Source organism: Bartonella tribocorum (assembly GCF_002778015.1).
GTDB lineage: Bacteria > Pseudomonadota > Alphaproteobacteria > Rhizobiales > Rhizobiaceae > Bartonella > Bartonella tribocorum_B.
Genome location: NZ_NJPP01000002.1, coordinates 142,131 through 164,916, shown reverse-complemented (window position 1 = coordinate 164,916; position 22,786 = coordinate 142,131). Strand labels below are relative to the sequence as shown.

Genomic DNA, 22,786 nt, shown 5'->3' with positions numbered 1-22,786 from the left:
ATTAGGTGATTATTGTTTAAATTAAGCAATTTTTTATTCACTTTTGGCAATGGTTACAAGGCGTTAAGATCGTCAACTCATTTGGCTTAGAAAAGTTTAAATTCTTTCGGACATACTCGTCCAACATGTCCTTTTCAATATGTCCATTGCGTAAAAGAGAAATGCGCTTTTCAATGAATGCCCGCTCAGCTTCTATTGTATGAAGCTCCTTTTCTAATTCGCTAATATACTGATTAACTTCACTGCGTGAATACAATCCATACTCACCATGATAAATATGGTAACTAAAATAACTTAAAACCCCCACCGTCATAAGAGGGAGTACAAAGCGTACTTTGATTGATCGAGGTTTCTGCTTTGTCCACATAAAATAGCACAGTCCCTACAGCAAAAATTTCTTAATATTCTGCTCAACTATGCACGATTTTGATTAACACCTCATTACTCAATCTACACATGCAAACAATTTGTTACCACCAAATCCCCCCTTAATACAATTAAAGCAAGCTGAATAACCCACTTTTTATATTATAAATATTGGATATCCTCTAAGTTGTGATTTTACACCCATCTTTGTCCTTAAAATTTCCTGTTAAAATGACTATAAAATCAATCAATACCCAAGGTGTAATTATCAAAAAAATCCCTATAAGCCCTACCCACATAAATATTATAGTTACTATACTTATTATACTTAGTATATTTATAAGAAGCATTGTAATGCCCGTTCCAACTTTACCAACCATAAAGCGATGAAGTCCTAGTCCACCTAGAAAAAAACAAACGACCGCTAACGTCACTTTTGATTGCTGTGACTGACCTTCAGTTGAGATAGGGAAAATAGATTTAACAACACCATCTTCATATACAAAATCAACGACGTCACCAACCTTTGGCGGCGTTTTTCCTGACCAATCCCAACTCGCAAATTGATAGCGCTTACCATCAGCCCCTGAAATGAAATAATCTCCTTGATCATGACCAATAATCTTACCTTTCATCTTCACCACCTATAAAATTGTTATTCATAAAGAAGATTTTCTTCTCATATGAGATATATTGGATAAACCTCACGGCATGAATACAATCTGTATTCACCGTGATATATGACAACTTAAAAAGCTTAAAATCCCCCAACAACTTAAAATTCCCGCAATTATAAGTGGTAATACAAAGCACGCTGTTCGATTTGCACTTTTGCTTTTCTATATGAAATAGCACTGTCTTTTTCAATAGTTTTATTTAAATATTTATAATTTTCTTTAATATTTCACATTTAAAGACATAGACTAAAATCATTTACATTATTAAATTAATATATTGACAACATTAAAAGTAAAGAAAGTTTCTGGCTCTTTACATTTTATATTATTCTAAAATTTCTACCAATTTATAATTTTATCCCCATTTTCATCTTTAAAATATCCGGATAAAATAACTATAAAATCAATGAATGACCAAGGCATAGTTATTAAAAGTATCCCTATTCCAAAAGTAAATGGCATACTGACTAGGCTTATAAGAAGCATTACAATGCCTGTTCCAACTTTACCTGCCATAAAGCGATGAATTCCCAACCATCCAAAAAACCAACAAACAAGTGCTATAGCCAATCTTGATTTTTCTGACTGTGATTCACTCAAAAGAGGGAAAACAGATTTAACAACATCATCTTCATATACAAAATCAACGGCATCCCCTACCTTTGGTGTTTTTTTTCCTAACCAATCCCAACTCGAAAACTGATAGCGCTTACCGTCAGACCCTGAAACAAAATAATCTCCTTGATTTTGACCAATAATCTTACCCTTCATCCTTACCCACCTATAAAGCTGCTCCCCATATGTTATTCATAAAGAGATTATTTTTAACTTGATAATACGTAGATTAACCTCGCGGTATAAATAAAATTCATAAAGTAACCGTGATAAACATGAAATTAAAACAGCTAGCCCCCCCTAATAACCTAATGTTTTCTGCTGCTATAAGCAGTAACCAAAAGTAAGCTGTAATTGACTTGCGTCTTTGTTTGACCTATAAAAATAGCACAATCTTTTTCAATACTCTTATTTAACTGTGCATATTTTTCTCAATATTTCCATTTAAAAACGCATAGTACCATAATTCTGCATTACGAACTTAATATATTAAAAAAATAAAAAGCGAATTAAATTACCTTATTTTATACATTATTATAAGATTTTAAAAATCTGTAATCTGCTTCCCATCTTTATCCGTAAATTTTCCAGCAACAATGAGTATAAAATCAACAATTGCCCAAACACCAGAAATCGGCAATCCAACAAATGTTAAAGATAAAACGAGCATTAAAGCACCGGTTCTAACTCTTCCAACCATAAAGCGATGAACACCAAAGATACCTGCAAACCAACAAAGGAGTGCGAACAATACCTTTGAGTTCTCTGCACTTGGTCTCAACAACGGAAAAACAGAATTGACCGCACCTCCCTCACAGATAAAATCAACAGTATCACCAATCTTTGGTGGTTTCTTCCCCAACCAATCCCAAGTCGCAAACTGATAACGCTTACCATCATCACCCGAAACGAGATACGTTCCTTGATCTTGACTAATAATTACACCTCTCATCTTAATCCCTATAAATTTAAATGCCTATACAATGATTGTTCTACGCCTTTGATAAGAAATCTCAATTTCATAATCTAAATGATATTATACTTTCATATTTTGCGCTCACAATGATCAACGATATAAATCACCAGCATAACATGCTTGAGCCCCCAGCATTTCTTCAATACGAATAAGTTGATTGTACTTTGCTAATCGATCCGAACGTGCAAGAGAACCCGTTTTAATTTGTCCACAATTCGTTGCAACTGCGAGGTCTGCAATGAAAGAATCTTCTGTTTCTCCTGAACGATGAGATATAATAGCACGATAACCTGCTTTATGTGCGACTTCTACAGCATCAAGTGTCTCACTCAATGTCCCAATTTGATTAACTTTTATGAGAATAGAATTGCCTACTCCCATTTTAATACCATCACGCAAACGCGCTGAATTTGTCACAAACAAATCATCACCAACCAGCTGACATTTTTTTCCAATTGTATCAGTAAGGAGTGTCCAACCTTCCCAATCATCCTCTGCCATTCCATCTTCAATGGTAATAATAGGATAACTTTTCACAAGGTGCGCTAAATAATCCACCTGTTCTTGGATATCACGACATTTACCCTCACCTTTATAAAAATACGAACCATTTTTATAAAATTCAGTGGAAGCGCAATCTAAACCAATGGCAATTTGCTCTCCCGGTTGATAGCCGCATGTTATGATAGATTCCATAATAAAATCAATCGCTTGATCTGCACTTTTAAATTGAGGTGCAAAACCCCCTTCATCACCAACATTGGTATTATGCCCTGCATCTTTTAAACGCTTTTTCAACACATGGAAAATTTCAGCACCATAACGGATGGCTTCTTTCACGCTAGGGGCTCCTATCGGAATAATCATAAACTCTTGAAAATCAATCGAGTTATCAGCATGGGCGCCACCATTAATAATATTCATCATAGGTGTTGGAAGAATATGCGCTTGCGTACCACCAATATAACGATACAGAGGTAAATTTAATGAGTCCGCAGCCGCTTTTGCAACAGCTAATGAAACACCAAGAAGTGCATTAGCACCAAGACGGGCTTTGTTTGGCGTCCCATCCAAAGCAATCATTGCTTGATCAATAGCGATTTGATCTCTTGCATCCCGCCCACCAAGTTCTTCAAGAATTTCGCCATTCACTGAAGCTACCGCTTTTTCAACGCCCTTCCCTTGATAGCGCAAACCACCATCACGAAGTTCTACAGCCTCATGCGCTCCCGTTGAAGCTCCCGAGGGAACAAGAGCGCGACCAAAAGCCCCATTTTCCAAATGAACATCAACTTCCACCGTTGGATTACCACGGCTATCAAGAACTTCACGGCCAACGATATCGACAATTATAGTCATATTAATCCAATTACACTTCCGCTCTATTTTTTCATCCAATAAAAGCCGTGTTTCATTTCTAATTTTTTATTAATGAAATACTCTTTTCTTCTCAATTTAGCTTCTTTGATAAATAATCAAATTCCTTTAAAATTTCAAGCAATCTTTGTAAATTATCAATTTGAATCATATTGGGGCCATCAGAAGGCGCGTTATCGGGATCTTGATGTGTTTCTAAAAAAACACCAGCAACCCCAACAGAAACAGCTGCACGCGCTAAAATTTCCACAAATTGACGCTGTCCACCAGATGAAGAACCATGCCCCCCTGGCTCCTGAACAGAATGCGTTGCATCAAAAATAACAGGAGCCCCAAATGAACGTAAAATAGGCAACGAACGCATATCAGAAATAAGGCGGTTGTAACCAAACGACGTGCCTCGCTCACAAAGCATAACATTCGAATTACCACTATAAACAACCTTTTTTAAAACATTCTCTATGTCCCATGGAGCTAAAAACTGGCCTTTTTTAATATTAAGAACACACCCTGTTTTGGCAGCTGCGACTAAAAGATCTGTTTGACGACATAAAAAAGCCGGTATTTGTAAAATATCGACTGTAGAAGAAACAATTGCACATTGCTCTTCTGTATGCACGTCAGTTAATATGGGACAATCAAATTCCTTTTTTAAATCAGAAAAAACAGCCATTGCTTTTTCAAGACCAATACCACGTGCCGCACTCAAAGAAGTTCGGTTGGCTTTATCGTAACTCGATTTATAAACAAACCCAATACCAACATGATCAGCAATTTCTTTAATACGACCAGCCATTTCAAAAGCATGATCGCGACTTTCCATTTGACACGGTCCTGCAATTAATGAAAAAGGCATCTCATTTGAAAAAATGACATTTCCAACTTTTACACGTGCATTTGGTTTCAACATTTTATTCCTCAAAAGCAAAGTAACCAAATTTATGCCTTAAACTAATCGACTTTGTTCGACTGCGGCTTCAATAAAAGAAGAAAAAAGTGGATGCGGATCAAAAGGACGTGATTTAAGCTCTGGATGATATTGAACACCTATGAACCATGGATGATCTGCATATTCTATTGTTTCCGGCAAAATACCATCAGGAGACATACCAGAAAAAATTAAACCACACTGTTCTAACTTATCCTTATAATCAATATTGACTTCATAACGATGACGATGGCGCTCGACAATCTTTGTCATTCCATAAATTTTAGCAATATGACTTTCTTCTTTTAATTCAGCGGGAAAAGCACCAAGACGCATGGAACCGCCGAGATCACCATTTCTTGTCCGCCTTTCAAGAACATCGCCTTTGAGCCATTCCATCATTAAACCTACAATTGGATTCTCTGTCTCACAAAACTCACTTGATGAAGCATTCTCAATCTGTGCAATATTGCGCGCAGCTTCTATACAAGCCAATTGCATACCAAAACAAATCCCTAAAAATGGAATTTTACGCTCTCTTGCAAATTGAATGGCTCGAATTTTTCCTTCTGCCCCTCGAGCCCCAAAAGCCCCAGGAACCAAAATTCCATGCGCTTTTTGTAAAGCTGAAACGGAATCTTCTTTTTCAAGAAGTTGCGAATCAATCCACTCAATATTAACTTTCACTTTATTCGCTAAGCCACCATGGGCAATCGCTTCGATAAGAGATTTATAAGCATCCTTTAAGCCGGTGTATTTTCCTACAACAGCAATCGTAACTTCTCCTTCAGGATGATGAAGGCGATGCGTAATCTCTTCCCAACGATCCATCTGAGGGAGAGGTGCCGGATCGATTCCAAAAGCGCAAAGAACTTCAGAGTCTAAACCTTCTTTATGATATGCCATAGGAACATCATAAATTGTTGGCATATCTAATGCTTGAATGACCGCTTTGGCGCGAACATTGCAAAAAAGTGATAATTTGCACCGCTCTGTTTCTGGAATAGACCGATCTGCACGCACAAGCAAAATATCAGGAGAAATACCAATTGATTGTAATTCTTTGACAGAATGTTGTGTTGGTTTTGTTTTTAATTCACCTGCCGAGGGAATATAAGGCATTAATGTAAGATGGACATAAACGACATTTTGTCGAGAGAGTTCATTCCCAAGCTGACGAATCGCTTCTAGAAAAGGCATGGCTTCAATATCACCAACCGTTCCACCTATTTCACACAAAACAAAATCAAACTCTTCATTTCCCGTTGTAATGAAGCGCTTAATTTCATCTGTAACATGAGGAATAACTTGAACTGTTGCCCCCAAATAAYCCCCCCGCCGTTCTCGTTCAATGATATTGCGATAAATACGCCCTGTTGTAATATTATCTTGGCTATTTGCAGAACGCCCAGTAAAACGCTCATAATGACCAAGATCAAGATCCGTTTCCGCACCATCATCGGTCACAAAGACTTCACCATGTTGATAAGGTGACATCGTCCCTGGATCAACATTTAAATAAGGATCAAGTTTGCGAAGACGTACACGATAGCCACGAGCCTGTAATAGCGCTGCTAACGCCGCTGCTGCGATGCCTTTTCCAAGGGAAGAAACCACACCACCAGTAATAAAAACATAACGTGCCATGGGCTTATGGTGATAAGCAATTTATAATGATTTTTCCAGAAAAAAATGCAAAAAGAGACAATTTTTCTTCTAAAATAAAAAAGGTGAAAAAATCACCTTCTTAAAAGTCTATATTTTCTTTAGAAAACTATTTTGTACCGTTATCCGGAACGGTCTTTTCAAGAACTGGTGGAACTGGATTTTCTACTTCAGGATTTGTGGACTGTTTTTGTTCCTGCGGAGAATCCGATGTCCCTCCTAGCTGCTCAAGGATAGAAGGTTGAGACTCACCACCTGATGATGGGACTGATTCTGAGCCTTTATTGATCGAGTTCTGCTCTGAATTAACGGGTATGCGTTTTAAAATATCAGAACCAGAATTTGATATACTTCCCACAACAGTAAGTCCAATGGAAACAACAAAAAAACAACAGGCTAAAATAGCCGTCAAACGTGTTAAAGGATTTCGAGACCCACGGGTTTTCATCAACCCTGAATTATTACTTGCACCGAGCCCGCCACCTTCTGAAGGTTGGATTAAGATAACCCCAACCAAAGTAATCACAATCAATAAATGGATAACAATAAGTACTGTTTGCATAAACCCTACTCTTCAAATAACTCTTTCATGGCTATTTACACATAAATAACACACAATCCAAGGGGGAACTCAAATTTCTCTGCTATAATTTACGACAAACATCGCAAATAGTTAAAAAATCAATCGCTTTTAAGCTGGCTCCACCGATCAAAGCCCCATTAACATGAGGAATGCTTAAAAGCGCAAAGGCATTGGATGGCTTTACGGATCCACCATAAAGTAAACGTATCTTGTTTCCTTCATCACCAAAACGAGAGCATATCTTATCACGAATGAAATGATGCACGTTTGCAATATCTTCTGAAGTTGCCGTCTTGCCAGTACCTATTGCCCAAACGGGTTCATAAGCGATAATGGTATTCTCTGCTGTTGCATCATCTGGTAAAGATCCTTCAAGCTGTTGCGCAAGAACATCCAGTACTTTATTGTTATTGCGCTCCTCCAATGTTTCACCAATACACACAAGAGCCACAAGACCTGCGCGCCACGCTGCTTGCACCTTAGCACAAACAAGTGCATCATTTTCCTGATACACTGTGCGACGTTCCGAATGCCCAAGAATAACGTGGCTTGCTCCTGCTTCTTTAAGCATAAAAGCTGAAATATCTCCCGTATAAGGACCATAATCATCAAAGTGACAATTTTGTCCTCCTAAAAGGAGATTTTCACCATCCAGCATATCAGAAGCACGCGATAAAAGCGTTGCAGGAACACAAATGAGCACTTCAAATAGATGACTGATATCAGAGCTAACGCCTGTAGCAATAGCGCGTAATTCTCCAAGCGATTCTCTCGTTCCATTCATTTTCCAATTTCCAGCAAGAAAAGGCCGAATATTTGGAGACATATTTTTACCTCAAGAGCATTTATAATATTTTATTTGTTTGTAGTATCAAATTATAAAACGAAAGCAAATCTTTAAAAGCTTGCATCTTTCGTCTCTTTATTGCAAATTCCACTCCTGCTTTGATAATAATTTATGTTAAAAATGGAATTGAACAATGCTTGACGTCATAAGAAGTGCTACAAATTCTTGGATTTTCAGAATTTTCCTTACTATTTTACTCTTATGCTTCATCATTTTATGGGGAATACCGCAGTTACACACAAAAAGCGAAAGAGATCTTATTACTTCTGGAAAATCTATAGTAACTATCGATGATTATCGTCTCACACTTGCTGATCAAAGCGCACGTTTAGCACAAGCGGCTCATCTTGGACGAATGTTTACACCAAATGAAATGCAGAAATACAAAATTCCCGCTTTTGTATTTAATCAATTGCAACAAAATGTACTGCTTGATGAACAAGCCCGTAAAATGAAAATAAGTCTTTCAAAAGATACAATCGCTCATATAATTGGTTCTGATAAGATGTTTCAGATAAATGGTACTTTTGATAAAAATTTATTTTATAACTACCTTCAGCACTTACGGATCAGTGAAAGTTCTTTTCTTAATTATTATACCAGACAAGAAAAGCGTAACCAACTTATTGCCGCTTTACTTTCTGATATGAAAGCACCCGATCTTTTTTATAAAGCTCTTGCTCTTTATCAAGGAGAAATGCGAATCGCTGATTATCTCCTTATTGATCTAGAAGAAAAGCAAACAATTGCTGATCCTGATCATGAAACACTACAAAAATGGTTTGAAACACATCAAAATGAATTTCGCGCTCCAGAGTATCGTACTGTTTCTTTGCTATCGATGGAGCTTAATGATTTTGTAAAACCTCAAGATATCTCAACAGATGAAGCAAAAAACTATTATACTCAAAATGCTTCACGTTTTGTACAGCCTGAAAAGCGCACATTCGAAGAACTGCGATTCTCCACACGTGAAGAAGCCGATAATGCAGCAAAAAAAATAGCTGATGGATTGAGTTTTGATGAACTGGTAAAAGCTGAAAAAAAGACTCTTAATGACATCAAAAAAGGGCCTCTTGCAGAAAATGAGCTTCCTAATCGTCTCGCATCTGAAATTTTTGAACTCCAACAAGGGCAGGTCAGTCCTGTCATAAATGACCTACAAGGACCTGTTCTCATTCGCGTCACACATATTGAACCTTCAAGCTCTCTTCCTTTTGAAAGTGTAGAAGAAAATATTCGCCAAACACTTGCCAAAAATCGTGCGACTGATGATATCCGTAACAATTATATCGCCATTGAAAATGCTCGTTTTGAGGGCGCTTCTTTCAAAGAGCTTGCTGACCAATACAAATTATCTCTACGCACAATTACCCTTGATAAAACGGGCAAAACACTTGATGGTACAACCCTCACGGATTTACCTCAAAAAGATACTTTGCTCAATGCCATCTATCAATCCAATGAAGGCGTTGATCTTGACCCTCTCTCTTTTCAAAATGGTGGATATCTCTGGTATAAGGTCGATAAAATTATTCCTGCCCGCGATAAAACACTTGAAGAAGCTAAGCTAGATGTTCTTTCTCAATGGAAAAAAGAGGAGATCCAACGTCTTCTTGATGAAAAAGCCCAAAATGCTCTCAAACAGCTTATAGAAGGAAAAAGTCTCGTTGCCCTTGCGCAGACACTTGGTGTTACAAAACAAACGACACCACCTCTTCGGCGTCAAGATCCCTCTGAAATCCTCGGTATTGAAGGAATTAAAGCATTATTTTCTACTCCCCAAGGTCATTATGGCATCATAAAAGGCCCAGTTGCAACAAATCGTATCATTTATCAAATAAAGTCTGTAACCATGCCTAAAGATATTACGCCTCATACTCTTTCACCTGATGTTCGGGCCAATATAGATATGATGATAAGAGAAGATCTCAAGCTAGAAATGCTACAAATTGCCAATAAGGAACATCCTTTGGAAATTAATAGTAAAAATTATAATCAGATTTTTAATGCTCCCCAATAAAAAGGGGGTAATAATTAAAGAGCTTGTTTGATAAAGTTTTTATCAGTTTCTCGTCTACCGTTGAAAAGGTAAGAGCGATCTTTTTTTTCTTAGTCTCTTAAAGATTGGCATTATAATGAGCTCTCTCGCAAACCAATATATATTTGGATTTGCGAGAAAATAGTCAATGGACATATGGAGTCCGTTTTTTCCAACCGCAGTAAGCAATATTATCTATCCCAATTAAGCGATAAATCTCATCCTTATTGTCATTATTTACAGCTTGTCGTATTGCTAACCCTTAATATTCATTCATAAGGAATCTTATTGCTTCTTCCTGAAATGATTTGCATTGACACACCCAACTTATGATATGAAAAAAAACATTTTAAAATTCGTTATAAACATGATTAAAAATGAGAAAATCTCTTCTCTTCAGGGCTCTCATTCAATATGAGAATGAACAAACTCTTATGATAAATCAATATTTTTTATATATCATAACAATTATCAATTATGGCTTCATCATCTTAATTTTTCAAAAATGAGCATTTTTTATAGACTTAAACAGGCAGCCAAGATAACTTTTCTCATAAAAAACAGAAAGTTTATTTCATTTGCAAGTAAGATGTGACCAATATATTTAGAGCACTCAATATCAAAAATCTTCATCAAACGAACCAATCTATTAAGCTTTATCTTATGTTTTCCTTTTATTAGATAACATATTGATTTACAATGATAATATAGTGTTATCCCTATTGAATAAAAATCCTGCATCCTGTAAGCTTCTTTTATTCCAAATCTGTTTATGATTGAAACAATAAAAACCTCTTGCTTGCATGTTATAAGCGGAATGGGCGTTTGGATAAACATGAAAGAAAAGACATACCTGTTGGGAGAGTGCCAAGGGCTGTCACAATAGTGGAATCTGCTCGACTATAACAATGGTGCCGGCTTGTCACTCAGCCTTCCAATATACCGTATTTTTAAAGTCTTAAAATTTTTCACTCTTTTGCGTTCATAGAAAAAACGATATCAGTGTTTTTGATCACAAAGAAATCGTTTGGAATTACAATATCTCTTTCTCTCTTCAATATGAAAAAATCAGTCCAATTTTAACATCGTCATATTCTTTTACAATATTTTTGGAAAATTACCGCTTATTGCCGCCCTTGTTATCAACCAATAGCGATGCATCAATGGTAAAGTTGCACTTTCTTGAAAAATTGCAGCCTCCAGCTGTGTAGCTTTTTGAAGCGAAGCTGGTATAATAGCCAATGGAAGAAATGCTGGCTTAAGAGCCCTAGGTAAAGCACGAGAATACGCGTAAAATTTGCTATAATGATCGCGTGATAATGCTACCATAGCTTCAACAATACGGCCCTTTTGTCGATCACTGAAACGTTGAGAGTCTAAGTCCTCCCTATTCACCCCTACCGCTTTCAGCATATCAGTAGGTAAATAATAGTGATATCGTGATTGCATGAAGGATAAAAGGCGTAATACACCGCTTAATGCTTGAGCAATTCCTCCATGCTCATAAATATCTGTAAAATCTTGGGCGGCACCAGAATCTAATATCTGACAAGAAAGCTGTAAAATGATACTCACTGTCTCACCACAGTAATGCTCGAGATCATGAAGCGTTTCTATTGGGTTGTGGTAAAGATCTAAAATTTGTGCATCACAATAACGTAAAAAAGCTGTCTTAGGTAAATTAAAAAGAGTCATTGCTGCTAATAAATCACTCAAAATTGGATTAGTTCCACTCGTTTGCATTTCACCATGCACGATAGAATCATACCACCAGCGTAAGCGTATTTCTCCAATGCGTGGATCATGGACACTTTCACGAATACGAGAAATCTCTGCATTAAATGCGTAGAGAGCAGCCAATGCTTTGCGCTTGTTTTTAGGTGCAAATAAAACTGATATATAGCGATCACGATCTATGTTACGTAAAATATCAAGACAATAAGGAAGAGAACCTATCATTCTATGAACCTATTAACGTCCCCTTTTTAGCAATTAAATTAATACTCTCTTTTTATTCATATTAAAAAATGAGAGATAAAAAATACAGCTTAGAGAATAAGATTTTTTAATGTATCTCTTAATGTATGATGAATAAAGGTTTCTTTTTTGAGTACTTTTTCTTTTCAAAAAGAAAATTTTTAAAAATTAAATAAATCATTTTTTGATAAAATTGCTCTTATAGAATTTAGGCTTTGATTCATAGTAAAAACAGCTAAAAATTAACTGTAACGTGCGTAATAAACTCAAGAAAACAGAAAACGCGAAACGCCTTTTGACTGAACAGATGACAACGCACTTTTATAGAAAATGCACTGATCACAAAACTCAATCAAGTTATTGACCTCTTCCCGCCATCCGCAAAGGACAAAGATTCCTACCCAAACCAATCTGTCAAAAATCCAATTGCTCTTGACATGTTCCTACCGCTTGTGGCGAATTAATTTATAATAATAATTTATCGTTTTGTCTGTTGAATGAAAAAACTTAAGATCATATGATTCTCTTGTTTCAAATCTATTCCCTTTCACACCACACGCGAAGCGGGTATGTAGGTGCTTCTTTAAAGAGGAATAAAAATGCTTCTTATGATCGCCTCAAGTGCCAGAGGTTTATCACCTTATGTGATAGACCAGGTGCTCCAGGCTAGCTGAGTTCTGAATACCTGTTGCTGTACTAAAAATACATTTAAAGTTATGTATACTTTATGTTCCTTATATTATCGCCTTAAACAACGTTATTTTACGGTACAAAAAAATCATCATACGCATCTTTTATGCTAGATTAAGAATATTTATTAAACAATACTCTATTCTACCGCAAATAATAATGCCGCAACAGCGCGATCTTCAGCCAATAAAACATTAAATGTACGCACCGCTGCTCCCGTACTCATTGTATCTGATGAAATATGTTTTTCCCATAAAAGGTTCCGTAACTCTTCAGGTAATCGTAATAACTCAGTTCCAGTACCTATTAATAAAACTTCAATCTTATTTGCTTCTTCTAAAACACGAGATAGATCCCCTTGAGTGGGAATAGGCCCTGCCATATCAATGCCATAAATTCCTGATGGGACACAAATAATAGAACCTCTATGTGACATATCAGCAAAACGAAATCCACCATTTCCATAAGCATCAATAGGTGCACGACTTGGAAAATGTGATTCACGAATTTGAATTGCATCGGACATAAATGAGTACCCTTTACTTTTGAAAATCCACTTGTCTTCTACTTCTCACTATAAAAGTTAATGGTCATACAAACATTGATATGTTAACATAGCCCATCAGAATATTGATGGTCGAAATTTTTACTATAAATCTTGATTGAGAGATACAAAAACATATGAAAATTTAACAATAACCCGCGATTAAGAGCTATACTCATCTACGTTTTAAAAACTTTCCTCAACTTCGTTGACGAAAAAATGAAAAATTCTCTTTATAGAAATAAGAATATTGTTTAAAGAACAGAAAAAATCGCCGTAATACCGCATAAATAAAGCAACTATTTTAACTGTCTACAAGAAAACAAAGACACCATTTTCTGTAGTGATTATAAAAACTATTCCGCCTCATGAAATTATCTTTAAATTTCGACATCTTTTATAAAAAAGTTTTTTAAAATAGTATAAATTACATTTACACTCTAAGATGCATTTTCCTTATCTTTCTTTGAGATAGCTTTTTTCTCTTTAGAGATACTTACATTTTCTTTCTTTTTCGTTTTAGAATTAGACTTTTGTGTTTTTTTTGCTTTAGCATTAAGCTTTGGTTTTTGTTCTGCAATCGGCGCACCTTTAACACGCACATCAGCTAATGTTGAGCGAAGAACACGAATTTTCATATTCTCACCAATTTCAACCTCTAACTCACCATTCTCGTCGTGAACCTTTGTAACCTTGCCGATAATACCACCACCCGTTATAACTGTATCACCGCGACGTACGGCATTCAGCATTTCCTGCCGCTTTTTCATTTGTGTACGCTGTGGACGAATGATAAAAAAATACATAATTCCAAAAATTAAAATGAGCGGGACAAAGCTAACAAATGAAATTCCACTGGAAACATCGCCTGCACCTTGAGCATAAGCGTTCGTGATAAACATTTTTATCTCCTATCGTTAAACTTCAGATATTTCCCACTCTCTTAAATAAAGTCCTAATTTAGAAAAACTTTTCTAAAAAATTTATTATAAAAAGTGATGATGAGATAATGTAATCTCAGCTTTATAAAAATGCAATAAATCCTTAAAAGGCAGAATACAATAAGAAAAATTTTTAAAAAACAGATTTATTTTTCTCTATTATATACCCTACACTAAAGACCTTCTTACTCACTCAATAAATGATACAAAACAATTTTTATAATGGAAAAACTTGAATGTATAGAGATAATTCATTACTGTTAATGTCAAATGATAGAGTTCAATACCGTAAAACTCTTTCATTTTAAACCCTTTGAATATGTCCAAACAATTTTCTTGCACATCCCGTCCGTGAAATGAACATGAAGAGAAAAATTATTTATGATAGGAAATCAAATAGCTCTTTTCATACCCCATCTCAAATGCAAGAGCAGTTGGAACATTGGGTGCAGACAAATAGTATGATGTATCTATCGCCTTATACCTTCATATTATACCCTTATAAACACAAAAATGATCATATCTAAATGAATAAAACGAACAGCTCTTTTAAACCAATGATTTTTTACTGACACATTACATTAGACATGGGAAAATACTTTTTGATGATTGCGCGTTATGATAAAGTGCATAAAGGATATTAATACCTTATCAAATGTGAATAGCTTTGAAAAAAAGAGAAACACTACAGGTTGACTATTTACCTCCTCCAGCATTGCTTGGTATCTTGAATCATCTAAAAGGGTAAATCGAGCAAAAAAATCATGTTATTGCAAAATTAGCTCTAAAAAGCAGAAGCTTTAGAAAATTTCAAACGTTCTGAGGAGTGCTGTTGATTTAAGAAAATAAATTGTTTTGCAGGAAATTTCTATAAACTATAAGCTTATTCAAATTTAATCTCATCAATAAATTAGTTTTCTAAATATTTAAAAGGATCAACTGGTAATGAATTCTTGCGCACTTCAAAATAGACACGTGGCGTTTTAACATTTCCTGAAACGCCAGACTTAGCAATCTCATCACCACGTCTTACCCTTTGTCCTTTGTTAACAGCAAGCTTACTATTACATCCATAAATAGTAATAATATTATTTTCATGTCGAATCATGACAACATTACCCAGCTCTTTTAATCCATCTCCTGCATAAATAACAACACCATTTTCTGATGCCTTTACCGATGATCCTTCAGGCACAGCAATATCTATTCCTCGATTCATTACTGTTCCTTTTTTTTGACCAAACTGGCTTAATAAACGCCCACGGACTGGCCAACGCATCTTAGAAATCCCTGTGGCTTGCGGTGTCTTGATATTAGCTGTACTCGTAACAGTACTTGATAAATCAGATTCATGATTCAATTGCATCATCTGTTTAGAAGAATTGCTTTTAGTATTTGACCTGTTCATTTGTGTAGAAGGTAGCGTTGTTACAGGAGCTTTATATATAGGAGAAGCCTTCTTCGGCTTTATAGAAGAGGGCATCTGAGATTGGAATGAAGATTCTGCTGTTGAGGCTGTCCAATCGTTATGACTGTGCGATTTTGAAGTTGCTAATGTACGCCTGCTTGGAATCACAAGAACCTGACCAATATAAATGGAATTGCTATTTATACCATTTGCTAATCTTAATGCCTCAACACTAACCCCTATTTGTCGTGCAATACTGAGGAGTGTATCCCCACTCTGGACAATATAAGAATTCTGCCGAAAAATAGGAGAATTATCCATTTGTGAACGGGAAAGCGTTCCAAGATTCCGTGGAGGGGCCCCTATAACGCGGCTATCAGAAGAAACTCCCCTCCCTTGCTGTGGAGAATTATAAGGAGAATTTTTATCAATCCACGAATCATCACTTGGTTCCACAGGTGGCAATTCACTGCTTTGTATCATTCCCCCACCGTACGATAGCATTCGCGGATCTGTAGGCATAGAGTTTGATATATTTGATTGAGATGATAGCGTATGATGAGAGAAAATATTATTGGAAAAACGTTGTGTCCCAGAACTACAACCAGCAAAAATCGTTGCCACCGCTAAAAAAGTTATTCTCTGAAAATTATGCCGGAAAATATTATCCAAAGCTTTTAAACACATCGTTTTGCTCACTCATCAATACTCAATTCACGCCATTAAAGCTTTTTTAAATTACCGAAGAGTTAAAATGAGATGTTTTATTCGTAAATATCTTAGATTAAGATCAAAATGAATTCAATTGAAAATAAAAAGATGAAATAATTTGCGGTATTTTTTTAATTTTAAAATTAAAGTATCTCCGCAATACCTTTAATAAAAGGTTGATAACGCACTTGAAACAATTCTAAATATTCAAATCGGCTACCAATTTTTGTATAGCGCGTCACCATTTGTACCCCTTCATCAGGTCCTATCGCCTGAATGAGCATTCCATTTTCAGCCAAAAGTTCTAAAAATTCCTTGGGTTCATCAGAACATGACGGCCAAATGAGAATGCGATCAAATGATCCCAAACCTGTCACACTATGGCTTCCATCAATCTGCTGTATAAAAATATTTTCAATGCCCAAAGTTTGAAATTTTTGGCGTGCCAAATCAACAAGCGTTTTATAACGATCAATCGTTGTTACACGGTCACTCAAACAGGCCATAAGAGCAGTACAAAAGCCAGATCCTGTACCAATTTCTAAGACACGGTGCTTTTTTTTCAATGATAGTGCCGAAAGAATCAAAAGTTGTTCTTCCAAACGTTCCATATATTCACCGCATTCAAGGGGAATGACTTTATTATCATAAGCACTATTAAACCAAGGAGCAGAAACAAATTGTTGACGTGGAATTTTCTCTAATGCCGAAAAAAACCGCACGTCATCAATGCCTTTGCTACGCATTTTCAGTACAAGAGCAGCCAACTCCTCACGAAATTGCAAAATACCCTTTTGCCCCATACTATCATTCACTCTCTAATGGAGAAGCACTTTTATCGTTCCTAAAAACCGCCTCTTTTAAAACGGCAAAACCTTGGCATTTGCATACCATTTCCTCTTTGCAATAAACGCATATCGTTTCTCCGTTCAAAAAATTAAGCAGAAATACAACGCATGCCTCCCATATAGGGTTGTAAAACATCTGGAACAATAATTGACCCATCAGCCTGTTGATAATTTTCAAGCACAGCAATAAGGCAACGACCAACAGCTGTACCAGAACCATTAAGGCTATGAACAAAATGCAACTTTTTATCGCCTTCTTTACGATAGCGAGCGTTCATACGTCGACCTTGAAAGTCTCCACAAACTGAACAGCTAGAAATTTCACGATAACAGTCTTGGCCAGGAAGCCAAACCTCAATGTCATAAGTTTTACGTGCTGCAAATCCCATATCCCCCGTAGAAAGCACCACTGTGCGAAAAGGCAAACCGAGTCGTTTTAATATATCTTCTGCACATTCCGTCATACGTTCCAATTCAATGAGAGACTGCTCTTCACTGGTAATCGAGACCATTTCCACCTTCCAAAATTGATGCTGACGCAACATACCGCGCGTATCACGGCCAGCGGCCCCCGCCTCTGAACGAAAACAAGGAGATAAAGAAGAAAATCGCAATGGCAAATCTGATATTTCAAGAATTTCATCGTTGACCAAGTTGGTTAAAGGCACTTCTGCTGTAGAAATAAGCCATCGACCATCTGTTGTTTGAAAGAGATCTTCAGCAAATTTCGGCAATTGAGCTGCTCCGTAAACAATCTCATCACGAACAAGAAGAGGCACAGAAACTTCTGTATAACCATGCTCATTGACATGCACATCAAGCATAAATTGTCCCAATGCACGTTCTAGCCGTGCTAACGCTCCTGAAAGCACTGTAAAACGTGTTCCAGACAAACGGCTAGCTCGCTCAAAATTCATCTGCTTGAGATCTTGACCAAGATCAAAATGCTCCTTTGGTGTAAAATTAAATGTTGGAGGTGTACCAAAATGTCGAATGACGACATTATCACTTTCATCTTTACCTTCTGGAACATCATCCAATGGAATATTGGGAAGTGCTGAAAGAATTTTTTCAAGGCTTTCTGTCAGTTGTTTTTCTTCCGCTGTTGCAGAAGAAAGAAAGACTTTAAGCTCTTCAACTTCAGCTTTAAGGCTTTCAGCCATTTGCTGATCAGAGATAGCTAAAGCTTGTCCTATTTCCTTTGAAACCGCATTGCGACGTTCCTGCGCCAATTGCAGCTTAGCAACATGTGAACGGCGCGCAAGATCAAGTTGTATTAACCTTTCAGCTTGTGGCTCAAGGCCTCTACTTACAAGCGCTTTATCTAATTTCTCAGGATTTTCGCGAATCCACTTAATATCAAGCATCAAAATTCCTCATCTATATGATTTTTATTCTATATTGTTTTCATTTATTTCTCATCGCATAGGATTATACACTTTTCTTAAGCTGATTTTCTTCTCTTTTCTATACCGTAAGCAATTAAAATTGAGATCTCATAAAGCGCTATCGTTGGTAAAGCTACTGCAAACATCGTAAAAAAATCCGACGGCGTTATCATTGCCGCAATAATAAAAGAGAGCAGAATAGCCCATTTTCGCTTAGACACCAAATCATGAGACGTTAGAAATCCAACTTTTGCTAAAAGACTAATCACAAGAGGCAATTGAAAGATCAAACCAAAAATGAGGATAAACGACATCATAAAGCTCAAATAATCAGAAATACGCACTATAAACTCTATTTTTAAATGAGCATCTGGAAGAAATTGTTGAGAAAGGCTAAACCATAGTATTATGGGTGCCAACAGAGCATAAACAAACGCTCCTCCAATACAAAATAAAACAGGACCACCAATGAGAAATGGTAAAAAAGCCATGCGCTCATTTTTATAAAGCCCTGGTGCAATGAAACTATAAAACTGAAAAGCCATATAGGGAAAAGATAAAATCATTCCCCCAAAGGCAGCAAGTTTCATCTTTGTTAAAAAAGTTTCCCATACTTGCGTTGATTGCAAACGAATACTCTCAGGATACCCTCCGGCTATTTTCATTGCCCATTGATACGGCCATAGTAAAAAATTTAAGATATAATCTTTAACAAGAAAACACATCATAAAAGCGATCATAAATGCAACCAAGGCAGAAATAATTCGCTGACGAAGTTCAATGAAATGTTCTAAAAGGGGCGTCCTATTGGCATCAACTTCATCTTTTTCTACATTCATGACACATCTTTTTTATCTTTAGAGGCAACGGAAATGCTTTCAGAATAATGAGATGCTATAGAGACTATCACATCTTTCTTGATTGTCTTTTGATCGCATTCTAAAATTTTTTTATCTTTTTTTGATTTATGGTCTGTTGCCTTAACATCCAAATTATCGTGGATATCCTCTAATGTATTTTGCATGGGATCAAAAGTCTCTGCCAACTTCTTTCTTGAATCGTTAATATCCGAACATGCCTTTTGCAAATCATCGCACTCTATTTGTTTTATTACATCATCAAACTGGTGACGAAGTTCATTTGCTATTGAAGATACATAAGCTCTTACCTTTGCTATTGTCTTGAATATTTTAGGTAAATCTTTTGGCCCAACGACAATGATGAGAACAAGTAAGATCACGACAAGCTCTGGTCCATCAATCCCAAACATCGCTTATACTCAACTTCCTCATAAAAAATAATGCACAATGATGATAACGTTTTTGTTATTTGACACGCTGTTTTTTAGCAACAGATGCCTTTTCCCCTTTAGAGTCAGACGAAACCTTTCTGCGTTTTGCTGCAGGTTTTATCGATAATGGCTGAGATTCTGCATTAATTATTTGAGAAGTATCAGCCATTTCAACTGTATCTTCAACGCTCTCCTCTTCTTCTTTCATATTCTTTTTGAAAGCTTTAATTCCCTTAGCAACATCGCCCATTAATTCAGAAATTTTACCGCGCCCGAAAAGCACAAAAATAAGCAACAAAATTACAATTAAATGCGTTGGTGAAAAAATATTACCCATTACTCTCTCTAACTTTATGCTTTTAAATTTGATTTCACTTAATTCATGCTTCCTCTGAAAAAGGTATCAAACATTGTATCCTCCTTATATATTTTTTTCTTACCTTAAAAGCAATCACACACTTTTTACTGTAAATGGCATAAAGGAACTTTTCTCTTCTCATCCCTTGTTTAGGATATTATAAAACAAACCACTCAAAAACTATAAAAAACTTCATATGGACTCTTAGGCTGCTCATCTTCCTACAAATATTGTATCCTTTCCCTTTAAAAACGATATCGTACATGAAATTGCAAATATCTCTTCCATATCAACTTTACCCATGAGAATAATATCATACCTTCTACAAAAAAATTACACATATCTGAAAGTTTGCCCGAAAGTATATTCCATGAAAGAGTTTTTTGACACATTATCTAACATTAAAGTTGTCCCAAAACTTATCTCTTGCGAATAATATTTTCAACAATTCTTTGCGTTTTAAGAATCCTATTGTCAATTGTTTCATAAACAATATGAGCAATGATCGTCGTCAATCAATCAGTCAAATTTTTAAAAGGTGCAACATCATACTTTTCTAAATATTAAGTGTGATACCGCAATATGCCCCCACTCAAAATGCGTATGAGATAACATTTGTGTGCGTAATCATATCTGGGAATATATTTTATTAACACGTAAAATATATCAATTTATAAAAATCATTCACTTGCACATTACAAACAAGATTAGCATAGAGAGATAAAAACTAATGGCTCTTATAGACCAGCTCAAGTGTCAAAAACGTTAGCAAATAAGTCATAATATCAGGGATATAATGATACCATCTTTCATCTTTGTTCAGTCAAAGAGCTTTCATTGAAATGTTTGCCTTCTTACAACTTTCATATAAAAGATTTAAAGTTCTAATGAATCAATGCTCCCATGATATTAATATTTTATGTGTATCATTTAGAGTCTTATTTGATTTCTACAAGAAAATTTTTATGGATATCAATTCTATTATTCTATGCTAATAATCTGATACAGTTATTCATATAATAGAGTTTCTTCCATGAATTATCGGCATATTTATCATGCTGGCAATTTTGCTGATGTTTTTAAACACATTATTGTCACCCGCATTGTAGAATATCTCAAACGCAAAGAAAAAGCTTTTCGCGTTATAGATACGCATGCTGGTATTGGTCTTTATGACCTCTCTTCTTTAGAAGCCCATAAAACAGGAGAGTGGCGCGAAGGTGTGCAACAAATTTTTTCAACGCCTATCCCCGAAGATTTAAAAGCACTCCTTCACCCATGGTGTGATATCATTGATGCTCTCAATAAAGGGGAAAAAGAAATTGTATTTTATCCTGGATCTCCTGTTCTTATTCGTCAATTATTACGAAAACAAGATCGCCTTACCGCAATAGAATTGCACAATGAAGATTATCATATTTTAGCCCAAAATTTTGCTGGCGATTATCAGACAAAAGTTCTGCATTTAGATGGTTGGCTTTCCTTAAATGCTCATTTACCACCAAAAGAAAAACGTGGATTTATCCTTGTCGACCCTCCCTTTGAAAAAACTGGAGAATTTTCCCGCCTTATCGAAGGATTAATGAAAGCCTATCGTCGTTTTTCTGGAGGAATCTACGCTCTATGGTATCCTGTTAAATATGACAAAGAAATTGAAAGTTTTCTTTACGCGCTTTATCAGACAGGAATTCCTAAAATTTTACAGCTTGAAATGCGTATCCGCAAAAGTTCAAGTCTACCTACAATGAATGGAAGTGGTATGATTATTATCAACCCTCCCTATCTTTTAGAAGAAGAAATGAAAAAAATCAGTCCCTTTCTTATCAACCGTCTTGGACAAGATGAAAATGCCAAAATAACGCATAAGTGGCTTCAATAAGTTAGATTTTGTCCTTGTATATTTTCCTTTAAAATACCCTTTTGTAAGATACAAAGGCGATAAGATTCTATTATTTTTTTAGATAAGATCAATGGTTAATATAGTAATGATAAGCTTATAACTCTTATGTGAATCATAGAACATTAAAGCGTTTGAGCCTCACCTTCTTGATGCCTCATAAAAGAGGCAAGTTAGCACCATTATACATTTTTCCAGCCCTCAATGTGCAACAGTCCTTGCCACTTGAGATGGCGCATAAGAAAAATTTTTAATCCTTTTTTGTACAGTTTTACTCCACGCGGCTCTCCTGCTTTTAACATGCAAGAGACATTATCGTTTTTATTAATTTAACATGGAATAGGTCTGAAATGAGAGAATTTTACACTTTTAGAATTTCAATTCAATGTCAATAATGATAAATTATCTTTATAAATCAATAGTTATTTTTTCTTTCAGAAAGTTTATCCTCTTAATCATCATGGATTTCTTATTCCAATCATTTTTCATGAATCAATGGCGCGCGCCTATAAAACTGTCTTAAATAACAACTCTCATATTTTTTATGAAAGATCAACACTCTAAAATCACATTCTTGTGTTATAATGTGTTATTGATGGACAAAAGTAATTAAAGACATAAATAATCGTTATTTAATAAAATAAGCATATTTAATAGA

At 35.8% G+C, this 22,786-nt stretch carries 20 protein-coding genes; 2 read left to right on the top strand and 18 right to left on the bottom strand.

Annotated features, from left to right (window positions below):
• Window positions 1-37: 37 nt before the first annotated feature.
• The 9 genes from CEV08_RS01700 to tpiA form a co-directional block, all read right to left on the bottom strand.
• Window positions 38-367 carry an FtsB family cell division protein gene (locus tag CEV08_RS01700; protein WP_100130060.1) on the bottom strand — a complete coding sequence of 110 codons (330 nt, stop codon included), beginning with the start codon at window positions 365-367 and terminating at the stop codon, window positions 38-40.
• Between the two features lie 181 nt (window positions 368-548).
• Complete coding sequence (locus CEV08_RS01695; protein ID WP_100130059.1) at window positions 549-1,001, bottom strand: TM2 domain-containing protein; 453 nt, start codon at window positions 999-1,001, stop codon at window positions 549-551.
• A 381-nt stretch (window positions 1,002-1,382) separates the two neighbouring features.
• Entirely contained in the window at window positions 1,383-1,814 is a 432-nt protein-coding gene (locus CEV08_RS01690; protein ID WP_100130058.1) for a TM2 domain-containing protein, read from the bottom strand.
• A 388-nt stretch (window positions 1,815-2,202) separates the two neighbouring features.
• The gene (locus CEV08_RS01685) at window positions 2,203-2,610 is read right to left on the bottom strand and encodes a TM2 domain-containing protein (RefSeq protein WP_100130057.1); all 408 of its coding nucleotides are present in this window, start codon (window positions 2,608-2,610) and stop codon (window positions 2,203-2,205) included.
• A gap of 114 nt (window positions 2,611-2,724) precedes the next feature.
• A complete protein-coding gene (eno, locus tag CEV08_RS01680) occupies window positions 2,725-3,993 on the bottom strand; it encodes a phosphopyruvate hydratase (protein ID WP_100130056.1) in 1,269 nt (422 codons plus the stop codon).
• Between the two features lie 91 nt (window positions 3,994-4,084).
• Window positions 4,085-4,921, bottom strand: coding sequence for a 3-deoxy-8-phosphooctulonate synthase (kdsA, locus tag CEV08_RS01675; RefSeq protein WP_100130055.1), 837 nt, complete (start codon window positions 4,919-4,921; stop codon window positions 4,085-4,087).
• A 36-nt stretch (window positions 4,922-4,957) separates the two neighbouring features.
• Complete coding sequence (locus CEV08_RS01670; protein WP_100130054.1) at window positions 4,958-6,586, bottom strand: CTP synthase; 1,629 nt, start codon at window positions 6,584-6,586, stop codon at window positions 4,958-4,960.
• A 127-nt stretch (window positions 6,587-6,713) separates the two neighbouring features.
• Complete coding sequence (secG, locus tag CEV08_RS01665) at window positions 6,714-7,166, bottom strand: preprotein translocase subunit SecG (protein WP_100130053.1); 453 nt, start codon at window positions 7,164-7,166, stop codon at window positions 6,714-6,716.
• Between the two features lie 82 nt (window positions 7,167-7,248).
• Entirely contained in the window at window positions 7,249-8,013 is a 765-nt protein-coding gene (gene tpiA / locus CEV08_RS01660) for a triose-phosphate isomerase (protein ID WP_100130052.1), read from the bottom strand.
• A gap of 154 nt (window positions 8,014-8,167) precedes the next feature.
• On the opposite strand from tpiA, the gene CEV08_RS01655 reads away from it, so the two are divergent.
• Entirely contained in the window at window positions 8,168-10,057 is a 1,890-nt protein-coding gene (locus CEV08_RS01655) for a peptidyl-prolyl cis-trans isomerase (protein WP_100130051.1), read from the top strand.
• Between the two features lie 1,116 nt (window positions 10,058-11,173).
• Here CEV08_RS01655 and CEV08_RS01645 read toward each other — a convergent pair.
• The 9 genes from CEV08_RS01645 to tatA form a co-directional block, all read right to left on the bottom strand.
• Window positions 11,174-12,034 carry a phytoene/squalene synthase family protein gene (locus CEV08_RS01645; RefSeq protein ID WP_100130049.1) on the bottom strand — a complete coding sequence of 287 codons (861 nt, stop codon included), beginning with the start codon at window positions 12,032-12,034 and terminating at the stop codon, window positions 11,174-11,176.
• An 847-nt stretch (window positions 12,035-12,881) separates the two neighbouring features.
• Window positions 12,882-13,268, bottom strand: coding sequence for an Mth938-like domain-containing protein (locus CEV08_RS01640; protein ID WP_100130048.1), 387 nt, complete (start codon window positions 13,266-13,268; stop codon window positions 12,882-12,884).
• A gap of 458 nt (window positions 13,269-13,726) precedes the next feature.
• Window positions 13,727-14,188, bottom strand: a complete 462-nt coding sequence (yajC, locus tag CEV08_RS01635) for a preprotein translocase subunit YajC (RefSeq protein ID WP_100130047.1) — start codon at window positions 14,186-14,188, stop codon at window positions 13,727-13,729.
• 949 nt (window positions 14,189-15,137) lie between these two features.
• The gene (locus CEV08_RS01630) at window positions 15,138-16,322 is read right to left on the bottom strand and encodes a M23 family metallopeptidase (protein ID WP_100130046.1); all 1,185 of its coding nucleotides are present in this window, start codon (window positions 16,320-16,322) and stop codon (window positions 15,138-15,140) included.
• A 167-nt stretch (window positions 16,323-16,489) separates the two neighbouring features.
• The gene (locus CEV08_RS01625; RefSeq protein WP_100130045.1) at window positions 16,490-17,149 is read right to left on the bottom strand and encodes a protein-L-isoaspartate(D-aspartate) O-methyltransferase; all 660 of its coding nucleotides are present in this window, start codon (window positions 17,147-17,149) and stop codon (window positions 16,490-16,492) included.
• A gap of 134 nt (window positions 17,150-17,283) precedes the next feature.
• A complete protein-coding gene (serS, locus tag CEV08_RS01620) occupies window positions 17,284-18,561 on the bottom strand; it encodes a serine--tRNA ligase (RefSeq protein ID WP_100130044.1) in 1,278 nt (425 codons plus the stop codon).
• Between the two features lie 77 nt (window positions 18,562-18,638).
• Window positions 18,639-19,421, bottom strand: coding sequence for a twin-arginine translocase subunit TatC (gene tatC, locus CEV08_RS01615; RefSeq protein WP_100130043.1), 783 nt, complete (start codon window positions 19,419-19,421; stop codon window positions 18,639-18,641).
• Window positions 19,418-19,852 (bottom strand): twin-arginine translocase subunit TatB, encoded by a 435-nt coding sequence (locus CEV08_RS01610; protein WP_100130042.1) that lies wholly within the window; start codon window positions 19,850-19,852, stop codon window positions 19,418-19,420. Before CEV08_RS01610 ends, tatC begins: the two co-directional genes overlap by 4 nt.
• A gap of 55 nt (window positions 19,853-19,907) precedes the next feature.
• On the bottom strand, window positions 19,908-20,210 hold the full coding sequence (gene tatA, locus CEV08_RS01605; protein ID WP_100130041.1) for a twin-arginine translocase TatA/TatE family subunit: 303 nt from the start codon (window positions 20,208-20,210) through the stop codon (window positions 19,908-19,910).
• A 1,054-nt stretch (window positions 20,211-21,264) separates the two neighbouring features.
• Here tatA and CEV08_RS01600 point away from each other — a divergent pair.
• A complete protein-coding gene (locus CEV08_RS01600; protein ID WP_100130040.1) occupies window positions 21,265-22,110 on the top strand; it encodes a 23S rRNA (adenine(2030)-N(6))-methyltransferase RlmJ in 846 nt (281 codons plus the stop codon).
• Window positions 22,111-22,786: the final 676 nt, after the last annotated feature.